The sequence below is a fragment of the Streptomyces aurantiogriseus genome (assembly GCF_014649375.1).
GTDB classification, from domain to species: domain Bacteria; phylum Actinomycetota; class Actinomycetes; order Streptomycetales; family Streptomycetaceae; genus Streptomyces; species Streptomyces aurantiogriseus.
This window is the reverse complement of sequence record NZ_BMSX01000054.1, coordinates 1-12943: the sequence shown is the minus strand read 5'-3', so window position 1 is coordinate 12943 and position 12943 is coordinate 1. Positions and strand designations below refer to the sequence as shown.

The 12943-nt window shown below is 69.1% G+C and carries 11 protein-coding genes and 3 pseudogenes; 8 read left to right on the top strand and 6 right to left on the bottom strand.

Going from position 1 to position 12943, the window contains the following annotated elements; translation table 11 throughout:
* The first annotated feature begins 215 nt into the window (after positions 1-215).
* Together IE263_RS49380 and IE263_RS47700 are read left to right on the top strand one after the other, a co-directional pair.
* Positions 216-392: a hypothetical protein gene (locus tag IE263_RS49380; RefSeq protein WP_229911580.1), complete on the top strand. Its 177-nt coding sequence runs from the start codon at positions 216-218 to the stop codon at positions 390-392.
* 5 nt (positions 393-397) lie between these two features.
* Positions 398-1606, top strand: coding sequence for an aromatic ring-hydroxylating oxygenase subunit alpha (locus tag IE263_RS47700; RefSeq protein WP_189944408.1), 1209 nt, complete (start codon positions 398-400; stop codon positions 1604-1606).
* Positions 1607-1975: 369 nt separating this feature from the next.
* On the opposite strand, the gene tpg is transcribed toward IE263_RS47700, so the two are convergent.
* The gene (gene tpg, locus IE263_RS47695) at positions 1976-2530 is read right to left on the bottom strand and encodes a telomere-protecting terminal protein Tpg (protein WP_189944407.1); all 555 of its coding nucleotides are present in this window, start codon (positions 2528-2530) and stop codon (positions 1976-1978) included.
* 12 nt (positions 2531-2542) lie between these two features.
* A complete protein-coding gene (gene tap / locus IE263_RS47690) occupies positions 2543-4783 on the bottom strand; it encodes a telomere-associated protein Tap (protein ID WP_189944406.1) in 2241 nt (746 codons plus the stop codon).
* A gap of 190 nt (positions 4784-4973) precedes the next feature.
* Here tap and IE263_RS49375 point away from each other — a divergent pair, with 190 nt between their 5' ends.
* The 6 genes from IE263_RS49375 (at position 4974) to IE263_RS47660 (ending at position 9110) form a co-directional block, all read left to right on the top strand.
* Complete coding sequence (locus tag IE263_RS49375) at positions 4974-5135, top strand: sigma-70 region 4 domain-containing protein (RefSeq protein ID WP_229911579.1); 162 nt, start codon at positions 4974-4976, stop codon at positions 5133-5135.
* Entirely contained in the window at positions 5132-5422 is a 291-nt protein-coding gene (locus IE263_RS47680) for a hypothetical protein (protein ID WP_189944404.1), read from the top strand. The genes IE263_RS49375 and IE263_RS47680 overlap by 4 nt, the downstream gene beginning before the upstream one ends.
* A 26-nt stretch (positions 5423-5448) precedes the next feature.
* Positions 5449-5817, top strand: coding sequence for a hypothetical protein (locus IE263_RS47675; protein WP_189944403.1), 369 nt, complete (start codon positions 5449-5451; stop codon positions 5815-5817).
* Positions 5818-6315: 498 nt separating this feature from the next.
* Entirely contained in the window at positions 6316-6945 is a 630-nt protein-coding gene (locus IE263_RS47670) for a hypothetical protein (RefSeq protein WP_189944402.1), read from the top strand.
* A gap of 662 nt (positions 6946-7607) precedes the next feature.
* Complete coding sequence (locus IE263_RS47665) at positions 7608-8045, top strand: hypothetical protein (RefSeq protein WP_189944401.1); 438 nt, start codon at positions 7608-7610, stop codon at positions 8043-8045.
* 318 nt (positions 8046-8363) lie between these two features.
* A complete protein-coding gene (locus IE263_RS47660) occupies positions 8364-9110 on the top strand; it encodes a phosphotransferase family protein (protein WP_189944400.1) in 747 nt (248 codons plus the stop codon).
* A gap of 81 nt (positions 9111-9191) precedes the next feature.
* Here the strand turns inward: IE263_RS47660 and IE263_RS47655 are convergent.
* The 4 genes and pseudogenes from IE263_RS47655 to IE263_RS47640 form a co-directional block, all read right to left on the bottom strand.
* Positions 9192-9987: pseudogene (locus IE263_RS47655) on the bottom strand (IS5 family transposase).
* A 264-nt stretch (positions 9988-10251) separates the two neighbouring features.
* Positions 10252-11034, bottom strand: coding sequence for a class I SAM-dependent methyltransferase (locus IE263_RS47650; RefSeq protein ID WP_189944399.1), 783 nt, complete (start codon positions 11032-11034; stop codon positions 10252-10254).
* A 31-nt stretch (positions 11035-11065) separates the two neighbouring features.
* A pseudogene (locus IE263_RS47645) lies at positions 11066-12189 on the bottom strand (IS630 family transposase); the annotation flags it as partial.
* 57 nt (positions 12190-12246) lie between these two features.
* Positions 12247-12885, bottom strand: a pseudogene (locus IE263_RS47640) (NADPH-dependent F420 reductase); the annotation flags it as partial.
* Positions 12886-12943: the final 58 nt, after the last annotated feature.

Sequence of the window (12943 nt, the reverse complement as noted above, 5' to 3'; positions counted from 1 at the left end):
CAGACCAACGACCACCCACGCCGAAAGTTACATGATCAACAACTTCTGTTAGGGCCTCTAAGCCCTTCGCCTTCCAGGCCGGCCAGTACTGGCACGGGCCCACCGCTGCGCGCACCCGGGAAGCGGCCTGGAGCGACTCGCCGGCGCTGCGCAGCGGACTGACCCGGCTGACGGTCCTGTGGGGCTGCGCCCAGCTTCTGGACTGCGGTGCCGGAGTGCTCGTCGCCCTGCTGCTTCCGGTGGAGTCGGTTCCGGTACTCAACCGCGCGAAGGGACTGGCGCTGCTGTGCGCCGTCGTCCTCATCACCGTCTCCTACAGCCGCCGCTACGGGCGGCGGCACGCACTGTCCCTCTTCGGCTCGGCACCCCTGATCACCAGAAGGGAAGGCTGATCACCATGACTCCCTACCAGGCCAAGGCCACCGGGCCTGCGGCCCCCGCTTCCTGCGCCCCCGAGGCGCTGCGTGAGACGCTCGCGGAGCTGCGGCGTCTGGCCGCGCTCCCGCTCGAACGCGGCCAGACGCTGCCACCCCATGCCTACACCTCCCCCGAGCTGTACGAATGGGAGGTCGAACGGATCTTCCGGCGGGAGTGGCTGTGCGTGGCACGGGCCGAGGAGATTCCACAGCCGGGGAGTTATCTGCGGTTGGACGTCCTCGGCACGCCACTGGTGATCACCCGGGACGAGGAGGGCGAGCTGCATGCCCTGTCCCGGGTGTGCCGGCACCGGTTCATGGACCTCCTGCCGCCGGAAACCGCGCCAGAGTACGGCTGCCTGAAACGGCTGACCTGCCCGTACCACACCTGGACCTACCGGCTGAACGGACAGTATGCGGGGCAGCTCGCCGGTGCTCCCTTGATGCAGCGGGTCGACTTCGACCGGGCCGGCTGCCGGCTCCCGGCGCACCGCGTCGAGGTCTGGAACGGCTTCGTCATGCTCAACCTCGACCCCGGCGCGGCACCGGCGGCGCCCGAACTGCGTGGGCTGGACCTGCGGCTGAGCAGCCATGGCATCGCGGACTGGGTGAGTGTGCACAGCCAGACCTGGGAGGGCGTACCCGCCAACTGGAAGGTGGCGGTGGAGAACGGTTCTGAGAACTACCACCACATGGGTACGCATGCGGCGACCCTGGATCCGGTGCTGCCGGGCCGGGACACGGAAGTCGACGAGTGCGACGGCCGCTGGTTCACCATGTTCACGCCGCTGTCGGACCCCGAGCGTGGCGGCACAGGCCTGGGGAGGCACTCGCGATCCGATCGGGGATCGCGGGCGGGAATGCTCATCGCCGGGATCTTCCCGCAGTTCGTCCTGGCGCTCCTGCCCGACAGCGCGGTCAGCATCCGCTGGCTGCCCACCGGTCCCGCCACCCACGACACGCGGATCACGGCCATGGTCCCGCCCGGAGCGCCGGAGACACCCGGTTTCGCGGAGCAGTTGGCCGCCATACGCGCTCAGATCGCCCGGATCCAGGAAGAGGATCTGGTGGCCGTCCGCGGCGTTCAGCGTGGTCTGGCCTCCCACCCGGCTCCGTCCAACGGCCGGTTCTCCCATCTGGAGCGCCCGTTGTGGCAGTTCCAGCGCTACCTCGCGCAGCGACTGCTGTGACCGCCGTCAGGCATCGACGCCTGTGCTGGTGCCGTTGCCTGACGCCGGAGGCCCTGGGCCCTTGTCGGACCATGACTGCCCGGGGTCTCCAGCTGCCCGGCCACAGCCCTGCAGACTCGCGGCACCGGCTCCGACTGCCGGAGTGCGGAGGCGAACTGCTGAAACAGCGCACACGTGTCGTCCAGCCGACGCACACGGCACTGCCCAGGACACGCACGCGTCAGCGTCCGGTCCGCTGTTCAGCCCCCGGGAGCTGACCCGGAGACGGAGCCTGTGGCCACCACGCTGCCTGCCTGCGTCCATCGTGCTCACTGGGTGCGCGAGCGCGCCCCAGGGGCGGCGGTCGAAAGGCGCGTCGTCACGGCCAGGTCAGAGATCGAACTCAAGGTGTTCGACATCGGTGAACTCGACTTCCAGGCCGTGGGCGCGCCGACCGTTGTCTCGGAAGTACACCTCGCCCAGCGCCTCGGCCGCGATGTCGCGCAGCTGCTGCTCGGTGCCGCCGGCGTCCTTGGTCTCGAAGAGGCGAGCGGCGTGCTGCGGGGGCAGCGCGACGGTGAGGTGGCGCAGCCGGGCGTCGTCGGTGGTGCCGGGGGCGGCGGTGTAGCCGAACCGGGCGCGGGTGTCGATAACGATGCCGGCGGTGGTGGCCGCGGTCTGCTTGGCCTTGGCCCGGATCTGGGGCTGCCACCGCTTGGTGACCTCGCGCTCCATGCGCTGTGCGAGGTCCGGTCGGGGCTTTCTGATCTGGTCCTTCACGTACCGTTCGACGGTGCGCTGCGTGATGCCCAGCAGGTCGGCAACCGGCCTGGTGCCCTTGAGCTGCCTGACGAGGTAGCGCATCTGCGCGCCCGCGCTCTTGGGGATCGGACGCGTGAACGCCTTCTGCAGCGCGGCGTCGAGACCGTCTGCGACCGTGTCCATCGGCTCGCTCCCCTATTCTCCGTCGTCCTTGGCGGTGACCTCGCCCGTTTTGATGTACCGGGCGAGATTGAGGACCTGGCCGTGCTTCTCGCGCACTTCCTCGGCCCACAGGGTGGTCTGGGTGCCCTCGTGCTTGACCATCCCCGGCGACACCCCGAGCCGGAAGCTGCCGGGCACCGTCTTGCCGTCGGCGTCGTACGGCAGGACGTCCAGCGGGGAGCGACCGTCGGCGGCGTACACGGCGCAGTCCGACAGGACCGCCACCGGATACCGGCCGGTGGCCACGGCCAAGTGGAGCATCTTGCGGTGCATGTTGATGCGCGCCCGGGAGATGACGGCGGCGCGGATGTCGGGCCGCCACGTCGGCCGGGAGAGGGCCGGCCATGCCTGCCCGGGCTTCCAGCCGCCGCCGCGCGCCCGCTCACGCAGCTTGCCGATACCGCCCTTCACCGTGGACTTGACCGCGTCCAGAACGATCGCCATCTGCGCATCGCGCTGCTTGTAACCGTCCATCGCCTTCAGGAACTCCTGGGGCGGCAGCTTCTCGACCACGCCCAGGTCCGCCATGGTGTCGACATACGCGTCCCTCAGCCGCTTGTACCAGCCGTCCAGAAACCTGCCCTTGTCCTCCCTCACCCAGGCCTCCGTCGGGGCGACGTCATAGCCGAGCTCCACCGCGTACGCCACCGTCGGGGTCGCGTACCAGGCCGGACCCGCCGGGCGCTCACCGGTCGGCGTGAACGGGCTGGGCAGCAACACGCCTTCGAGCTGGTGCCACTGCTTGCCGATCAGGACGCGGGAGAGGTCGACGTGGGAGAGGTCGACCAGCCACGCCCCGGGCAACGCCGGATCGAACTCGGGGTCGGTGACGTGCACGGGCGGCGTCGCCAGGCCGACAACCGCGCCGTTGGCAGCCGCGCCGAAGGCAAGGTTGACGTCGATGCCGACCAGGTACCGCTGCATGCACTCGGCATCGGTCAGCTCCCGCGCCCAGTCGTACGCCTCCTCGAACAGCATCTCCGCAGGTCCCCGCTGGTGGAAGCGGGGCAGGCCGGCGAGCAGCGGATGCCCGTCCGGGGCCTCGCACGGCGCGCATTCCATCGGGTGCTCGCCCAGCGAGCCGGGCCGGTGCTCCTTGTGCCGCCTGCCCGTCTCGTCCGCCTCGCTCGCTCGGGTCGGCGGGTTCAGCGCCGTCATCAGCTCCAGGCCGGTGACGGCCGTCGAACCGCGCGGCGTCATCACCCGGGACGCGTAGGCGCCCAGTACTCGGGCGAGTTGTGCCGGTTCGAGCTGCTCAGCGTGGCCCCAGGTACGCGCATCGAGGGCGTTCCACGACGGGATGCACAGCTGGACGCACTGCCGCTGACGGCCCTGCGCGGGGCGGTAGATCCGCGCCCACGGCCCGAACCCCCGCTTGGTCAGCTGCCAGTCAGCCCGGTCGAGCTGCCTCAGGACCTTGTGGCCCTCGGTGAGGCGGCCGGCGAGCCGCTCGGGCTGCGACAGCTGTGTCGGGAGCCCGTAGCGTTCCAACGTGGCTGCGGTGAGCACCAGCAGCGGGTCGGCGTCCTTGCCGGAGCCGTGCAGCGCCGGGGCTCCGAGCTGAGCCTCCTTCAGCGTCCACTCCACCAACGCCGGGAGGGACTTGGCGGGCACGTCCAGGGCCAGGCCGCCGACGCCGTAACCGGTCATCTGACGGTCATCGTCGGTGTCGATGACCAGCAGCGGCCCGTTCGCGAACCGCGGGTCGGTGCCGGCCGCCTGGGTGTTCGCCGGGGCAGCCTTCTTCGCGCCCGGGCGGCGCGAGGTCGACGACGGCCTGGTCGTGGCCGCCGGACGCCGAGCGGCTGCAGGGGTGGAAGCGGGGCGCGGTGGCGTGTCTTGGGAAGCAGCCTCCGGGGTCGAGCCGGTGGATCCAGCGCGGGCTTCGGCCGGTTCAGCTGCCGACGGCGCAGGCACGGCGGGGCCGGCAGGCGTCTCGTGAACCGCCGTGTCCTTCGGGGGCACCGCGGCGTTGGCGGGGTAGAGCTGGGCGAGCTGCTTCAGCATGCGGGCGTAGGCGTCGCGCTCCGGCGGCCGCGGTTCGGTCTTGCCGGCCTCCCAGCCGCTGACCGTCGCGCGCCGCACCTTGAGTGCGGCGGCCACCTCGTCCAGCGTCAGGCCGTGCGCCTGGCGCAGCCGCTTGCGTTCCGCCGGGGGCGGCAGCGGGGAGCGGGACGCCACCAGCGCGTCGACCGCGTCGAACAGCTCGGACATGCAGCACCTCCTCCCCCACAACCCTAGCGTGAAGCGCATGTTTCGCGTACCAAACGCGTACGGGCAGCGTAAAAATCGGATGGTTACTCGGCTGGCTGGCGCCCTCGGGCCTGAGTTGCCGCAGGTGCTTCGGCCAATCAACGGCAGTGGTGTCCTGTGTATGCCGGAACGGCCGGGGGGCCGGCTGCCCATGCAGCAGCAGCGGGCCTTCGCCTGGATCTACGACGGTTTCTCCGCGCAGGAGACCGCTGATGCACTCGAGACCACCCCGGATGCTGTCAGGCAGAACCTGGCCCGTGCCCGCAAGAGCCTGAGGCAGGCCTGGGAAGACATGCAGGATGATCACCAGTGAGCGAGGCGGCACCGCGCCCGGAGATCACCACCGGCGGCGAGGCCGGCTTCGATGCCTGGCTCGCCGCCCACGACGACGCGCTGCACCAGAGGGTCGAAGCGGCTTTGGACCTCGATGCGGGGCGTGCCCGCATCTTCGCGGCCTCGGTCACCGCCGAGACGATCCCGACAACTGAGGAGGACGCGCCCGAGCAGTGGGCCCATCTGGAGGCCGTGCTGCGTACGCTGCCGACGGCATCGCCCACTGGCTTGCACTCGCCGCTCCCCACACCCTGTCCCAGCAGCTGAGCAAGGCGACTTCCACCACACGGACCATGACCGTGGTGGGCCGTGCCCTGCTCCCGGAGAGCATGCGCGCCCCCTGGGGACTCGCCGCCGACTTCCTCACCGAAAGCCATCTTCACCTCACCCAGCTCAGAGGCGGAATCGTGCACCGCACGATCGACCGGGACGAAGCCCTGAGCCTGCACGGTCATGCCCGCACCGGCATCACAACGTTCCAGGCCACGCTCCAGCACACCCTCGACACCACCCCACCGAGCTCCAAGGCCCACCTGGTCATGACCCGCATGTTCGCCACCGCCGAAATGCTCCTGCTCCTGCTGCGCTGGACCCGCGACAGCATCGAACACCTCTACGACGACACCCTCCCCACCCACACTCCCTCAGCCCACCAGCGATAACACCCACCCACACCCCCGCGGACGCCCCGGCAAGCTCTTGCCCGCCGTCATCCAAGACGGTGGGCAAAGGGCGAACGGCCACACCCGTCAACGCAGCCGTCACAGCATCCACCCGGTACGGCACCGGTGCCCCCACCCAGGCCAGGCCGCGAGCCGCTGCGGTTCCCATCACTCCAGCTCACGGGAGGGAGCAGACTGGGCCCCCTGTCCCCTGAGCAGGCCGGTCGAAAGACAAGCACAGGAAGCTGTGCTCGCAGGAAACGGCGCCCTACGCGGCACGGACAGGCACCGGTACTGACCCGTCACGGTCAGCTGCCACCGGTTCTGGACCTTGCAGAACACAACAACTCACCTTTCATCCGTGGTATCACTGCGAGACGGCGGCACAGTCATAACGGCTGCCGACCGCAGCACCGTTGGAGGCTGCACACTGAATTGGGCACATGTCGCGGGTGGTGGCCCACGGCCTGTGCGGTCCCATGAAGGAGCGTGAAAGTCATGTCCGAGACCACGACCGGAACAAACGGGGTGACCATCCAGTACGCAGCGCAGGTGGCCGGTGACCTGGAACGCAACCTCAAAGAGCAGGAACGCATCGCCGGTGAAATCACCTTGCTGCAGGAGCAGTTGGCGTCCTTGGAGAAGGACCGCTCGGTACTGCTGAACGTCCAGCAGGCCCTCGGCGTCGAGCCCGCTTCCACTGCACCGGCAGCCGAACCGCCGACGGTACCCGCTCCCCGGAAGAAGGCCGCGGCCGCAGCAGGGGCCTCCAGGCAGACGAAGGCCAAGAAGTCCGCACCAGCGGCCCCCAAGCCGGCCGGCAAGAAGAAGGCACCCAACAAGGCAGCTGCTGAACCGGCTCAGCCCTCGCTCGTCTCCCTCGTCCGCGAGCACCTGGCCGGCCAGAGCGAACCGCGCTCTGCGGCCGAAATCGCCCAGTCGCTGGGCCAGCAGCATCCCGAGCGCGGCATCAAGACGACTGTCGTGCGCACCACTCTCGAAGGACTGGTGGCCAAGAACCACGCCCAACGCACCAAGCAAGGCACGTCCGTCTTCTACACCTCCCCCGAAACACCCGCCCCGGCCACCGGCCAGGAACAAGATCCGCAACAGGGTCAGCCCGCCTGACGAGTGGACCCGACGGGCCTGCGAACCCCGTCCCGCTTGCGTTTTGCTCTTCCCACCACCGATCCGGCTACTGCCCCAATGGGCTCAACCGCTGAGCCATCTGAGCGTTGACGGTGTGGCCGGTCTCGGGGTGCTTGCTGCAGAGGGCAGCCCGATGCTGGGGCGCCGATGGTGCAGCAGCCCGTCGCCGTCGAAGAGGGCGCACCGGGGGGGAGGGCCGGGGCAGGTGCGGCACAGCAACCAGCCCGGGCAAGCCGGGCAAAGGTCTTCACCCGAGCGGTTCCGCGAACGTGGCAGCCGGCGCACTCGACGAGCGCCCGGCAGGTCAGGGCACCGGTCACCGTGCCGGCGGCCCACGCGGTGGACGACCACCCGGTCACCGGCCACCCAGCCGCCTCACCCCACCGGGACCTCGCCACGGTGGCAGCTTTCCACCGTGGCGGGCGCCGGGCAGGCTCGAGCAGCCCGCAGACGGGCCCGAGACAAGACCTGCCCCTTTCCTGAGCCAGCGGCGTCATTCGGGATTGCATGGTGCCGCCAGTACTCCAGCTGTAGATCTCCATCATGGTTGCCTCGATCGGGGACGGTAGCGGCTCGGTTGCTCGCAGTCTGCGGTCTGACGGCAGGTAGACCGGGGTCAGTCGAGCAGGCACCATGCCTCGGTGAGCATCATCATCAAGTTCTTCGTGGCACCGAGTCACGAAGCTGCGGCTGCGGTCGTGGACGGTGGCCCGGACAGGGCTTTCGAGTCGCTGGAGTACGGCAACTTCGATGCTGAAGAGGCGCTGATCGAGTGGGAGAGCATCTTCACCGGTCGGAGCTTTGAAGAACTTGTCGGCGCTGATGAGCCCGAAGCCGTCGCTGACCCCGCCGACTGGGAGGGCCCCATGGTCTTCGCCGCTTCCGAAGCCCTTCGGGACGCACTTGCCGCTGCCGATCATTCCCGGCTCGCCGAAGTCAGCCGCCTGTGGATCCAGAAGCGGGCGGCGGATGGAGAGGTGTTCGACCAGGAGATCGCGACCAGGATCCTGACGGATCTGGCCAGGCTGGCTCGCGGGATCGACGGGCGGGAACACCGTCTGTACTGCTGGATGGCGTAGAGATGGAGACGGCCGCCGTTGATCATCGCCAGTTGTGTCGACAAACGAAGATCAGCCGGTGGCCGCGGGCCACAGCGTCGATCCTGCCCGCCGGCAGGAGGCATTCGAGGGCCTGAGGGCCCGGATGGCGGGCCGGTTCGTGCAGGTCGACCCCCATCGTCGGGTACGGGACTTAGGACTAACAAAAGTGGTGGGCTTGACCTGGTCAGAGGTCGGTGTCGTGCACGAGGCCGCCGGGTAGCGGGACGCGGTCAGCCGCGTAATCGCACGCGATAAACCTGGCGACGGCGGCGATCATCCCCGGGATACTGGTCACCCATGGATGAGGTCAAAGTCGTCGTCGCCCATTCCGAGCGCGCGACTCTGCGCGTCGGTGACGTGTTCTTGAAGGTGGACGCCGATCAGGCGCGCATCGACGTCGAGGTCGAGGCGATGTCCCTCGCGCCGGTCCCGACCCCGGAGGTCCTGTGGCGCAAGCCGCCCGTGCTCGCGATCGCCGCACTCCCGGGGACGACGCTTGGGCGCCTCGGCGGGCCGGCGACCGGGTCGCCGGCGGCGTGGGCCGCGGCGGGCGCCGCCATCCGGAAGCTGCACGAAGCGCCCCTGCCGCCCCTGCCGGGCCGGGCCGGCCGGAGCATCGTCGCGCTGGCGGCGGAACTCGACGACGAGTGCGAGTTGCTCGTGACGAACGGCCTCCTGCCCGCCGACCTGGTCACCCGCAACCGCCAGGTCGCCGAGGCCGCGCTCCGGCCGTGGACTCCGGCGTTCACACACGGCGACCTGCAGATCGCGCACGTCTTCGTCGACGGCGACGAGGTCACCGGCATCATCGACTGGTCCGAGGCGGGCCAGGGTGATGCCCTGTACGACCTCGCCACCTTCACGCTCGGACACGAGGAGCACCTCGACGACGTCATCGCCGGCTATGGCACCGACATCGACCTCGACGTGATCCACGCGTGGTGGTCGCTGCGAAGCCTGCTGGCAGTTCGCTGGCTGATCGAGCACGGCTTCGACCCCTTCGCGCCGGGCTGTGAGGTCGACGTGCTGAGATCCCGGATGTGAGGCTGCGCGGGCCCGACTGCTACGAATGCGTTCTGACGCATCGAGCAGGCCATCCCCAGGGGCGATCGCCCGCCCTCACTCTCAACAAAGTGCGGTGCGCAGTCGTCGCCAGCAGATGACGGCGCAGCCGAGGGTGACGAACGCGTGGTGGAGGTCGTCGCGGATCTCCCAGCGGATGCGCAGGCGGCGGAACCAGTGCAGCAGCGCGATCGTTCCTTCCACGACCCAGCGGTACACGCCCAGGCCGGAGCCGTGCCCGGTGCCGCGCAGGGCGAGGTGCGGGGTGATCTGGAACCGGCGGACCTTGTCCCGGTCGACCTCGTGGTCATAGCCGCGGTCGGCGTACAGGTGCTCGGGGCGGCGCAGTGGCTAGCCGCGCTTGCCGCGGATCGGCGGGACGGCCTGGATCAGCGGGATCAGTTGGGTGACGTCGCCCACGGTTGCCGCCGGTGGTGATTGCCGCGAGCGGGATACCGTGCGCTTCGACGATTAGGTGGTGCTTGCTGCCGGCCTTGCCCCGGTCCACCGGGGACGGACCGGTGGCCGGCCCGCCCTTCATCGCGCGGATGTGGCTGGAGTCGACCGCTGCGCGGGAGAAGTCCAGCAGGTCTGCGGCCCGCAGCTCGGAGAGCAGCAGCTCGTGCAGGTGCTGCCAGACCCCGGCCTCGTTCCAGTCCCGCAGCCGTCGCCAGCAGGTCATCCCCGAGCCGAAGCCCAGCTCCTGGGGCAGAAACTCCCAGCGGATCCCGGTGTACAGCACGAACAGGATCCCGCACGGCACCCTGCGACTATCCAGACGCTTACGACCTGGACGCCGCGGATTACGTGGGACGACCGGCAGCAGCGGCTCGATGCGCGCCCACAACTCGTCGTCGATCTCCCACGGTCTGGCAGCGGTCTTCCTCGTCTCGACTGGCTCGCACCCCCTTCGGCCAGCATCAACGAGATCTGACACACCGTCATTCCCGGAGGCCCAGAAGCCTCTTTCTGTTAGGAGTCATTAATGCGAGGGCTGCCGTCGGACTTGTCACGCAAGAACTGCTGGACCATCGCCGAGTGGGATCCGCTATTGCTGTGACCGGCAACGTTCACCGGTTTGCCATGGATGAACGGACCAGGCAGGGCGGAACCGATGTCTGGGCTACTGCGCTGAGGGAACGCGCTGTGCGGTGAGCACGGGCTGGTAGTACCCGCTGGAGGCCGGACTGTGCCAGGTGATGTTGGTGAAGCCGGCTTCCGCCACGAACTCTGTCAGCTGCGAGGTTGTCAGCGCCCAGTAGGTGCTCCGGCGGACTCGGACATGCCAGGTGTTCTCCGCGGGGATGAGTTGGAAGTGCTCCAGGTCGTAGCGCTCGCCGTCTTCATGCCAGTGCCACAGCTGGAAGGTGATCACTTGGCCGTCGCATGTTTCCGAGACTTGGGGAGGTGTCGCCGTGCGTCTGGTCCGGCGCGCCTCGTCATAGGCCCGGACAGTGATCATCAATAGTCCGTCGTCTCGGAGCACCCGTCTCATGCCGAGGAGTGCCGCCCGGAGATCTTGCCCGGAGAGCAGGTGTGGGAGCGAGTTGTCCGCGCAGAGCACGACGTCGAATGACTTCTCTCTGAAGGGCAGTTGGCGCATGTCAGCCGCAGCGGCCGGAAGCCGGCTGCCCCGGGCCGCCGCCTCGGCGGCGGCGCGCGCGGCGGCGACCGGGCTCAGGTCGCTGCCGACGACCTGGTGCCCGGCCAGGGCCAGCCCGATGGCCTGGGTGCCGATCCCGCACGAGCAGTCCAGGACGGTGTGCGGTCCCGCGCCGAGAGATTGGCGGACGAGCTCGCCCAGTACCTCGGCCTGGTAGGCCATGCTCGCGTCCCAGTCCCGGAACATCAGGTGGTAGTCGTGGGCCAACTCGTCGTAGAAATCCCGCACGGAGAGCTCGGACATGTATCCCACCGTAGTGCGTGGCCGCCAGGGAGGACGCGCAGTTCAGGCAGCGGCTGCCCCAGCGGATGCCCTTCTCGCTGCGGATACGGGCGCGTTCGCGGCGTTGGGCGGCCAGCACGTCGGGGTGGCGGGTGTTCGCGTTCCGCCAGCGGCAGTAAGCGTGGAGGGCTCGGGTCTGTGCGGTGTGGTTGCGGTGGTTGGAGTTGGCGATGGTGAACTGCCGTAATGGTCCGAAGTGGACCTCGATCGGGTTGGCCCAGGACGCGTACGTCGGGGTGAAGCACAGCTCGACCCGGTTCTTCTTCGCCCAGCCCCGGATGGTCTCTCCCTTGTGAGCCGAGAGGTTGTCCAGGATGACGTAAATCGGGGCACCGTCCGGGCGGGCCGCGCGGATCGACTTCAGGGCGGCCAGGGTGTTCGCCGCGGCGCCCTTCTTCCTGCGGTTGACGCCCCACAGGGTGTCGTCGCCGACGGAGTAGCAGCCGTGGAAGTACCGGACGCCGTGGGTGCGGTGGTAGGTCGCGGGATGGCGTTCGGGGTGGCCGGCGCGGGCCCAGCCGGCTCCGGTGGTGGGGCGGATGCCGAGCGGGCCGAACTCGTCGAACGCAAACACCCGGTCCGGGAAGTGCTCCAGCACGTGCTCCATCCGGTCGAGCTTGGCGTCGCGCTCGGGGTCGGGGGATTCCTTCCAGGTCTTGGTGCGCTGGAAGGTGACACCGCGGCGGGCGAGCAGGCACCGTAACGCCTCGCGGCCGATCCGGATCACACGGCCGTGTGTACGCGGCGCAGGTAGGCGGCGAGTTTGCGGAGGGACCAGCGGGCGAAGGGCTGCCCGAGCTTGGTCGGGCGGGTGGTGGCCGCCCGGACGACGAAGTCCTCGTCGTCAGGACTGAGCAGGCGGGGACGGCCTCCCGCCCACCGAGGGTCCAAGCAGGCCAGACCGATCTCGTTGAACCGGTGGATCACGTCCCGGACCGTGTCCTCGTCGGCCGGCACCAACTTCGCGATCACCGGCACCCGGTTCCCGCCAGCCGAGGCCAGCAACATCATCGCGCGCCGGTAACGCACCGAACTGGTACTGCCCCGGCGCACGATCTGCTGCAGCTTGTGCCCCTCCTGGTCAGTCAACCTGCGCCCACGGACGGGCTCAGCCACCACACCCCCAACGGTCGGATCGGACGTCACCGCTCATCCAACCGCTCGGAGTCGAGATCACATGGACGGCGGGCTCTGGACAGAGGGGCGGGTGACCACGTTGATGTTGAATGTGTGAGAACCCAGGCCGCCCGCGATGCCCATGAAGAGCAGGGCGAAGTGCTCCTGTCCGCGTGCGGTGGTGATACCGCCGATGTCCAGCTGGGACGACGGGGGCCAGCCGAGGTCGGTGAGCAGCCGCCCGGTCGTCCGTTTGGCTTCGGCGTCGTCGCCGGAGAGGAAGACGGTACTCGGGCCGTCCAGACCGGCCGGGGCGATCATCACGGTGGAGTCCATGGTGCACAGCGTCTTCACGACGGGTGTCAGGGGGAAGGCTTCCTGGATCTGTTCCCCCAGGCTGCTGTTGGGGTGCGAGAGCTCGGTGAAGTCGTCGGAGAGGCCGACCCCGACATCGATCAGCGGGGTGCCGGCCAGCGCCGGTGCCCCGATGGAGTGCAGCAGTTCCACGGAGACGGTCCCCGGGGTGGCGTTGACGAGTACTTCCGCGTGGGCGGCTGTCTCGTTCAGGCTTGCCACGGGTAGACCGAGGTCCGTCCTCTCCTTGGGCTGACGTGAACCGAGGAGCACGTCGTGCCCTGCGGCGCTCCAGCCGTGGGCCAGTGCTCGGGCGACATTGCCGGTGCCAAGTAGTCCTAAGAGGCCCTAACAGAAGTTGTTGATCATGTAACTTTCGGCGTGGGTGGTCGTTGGTCTG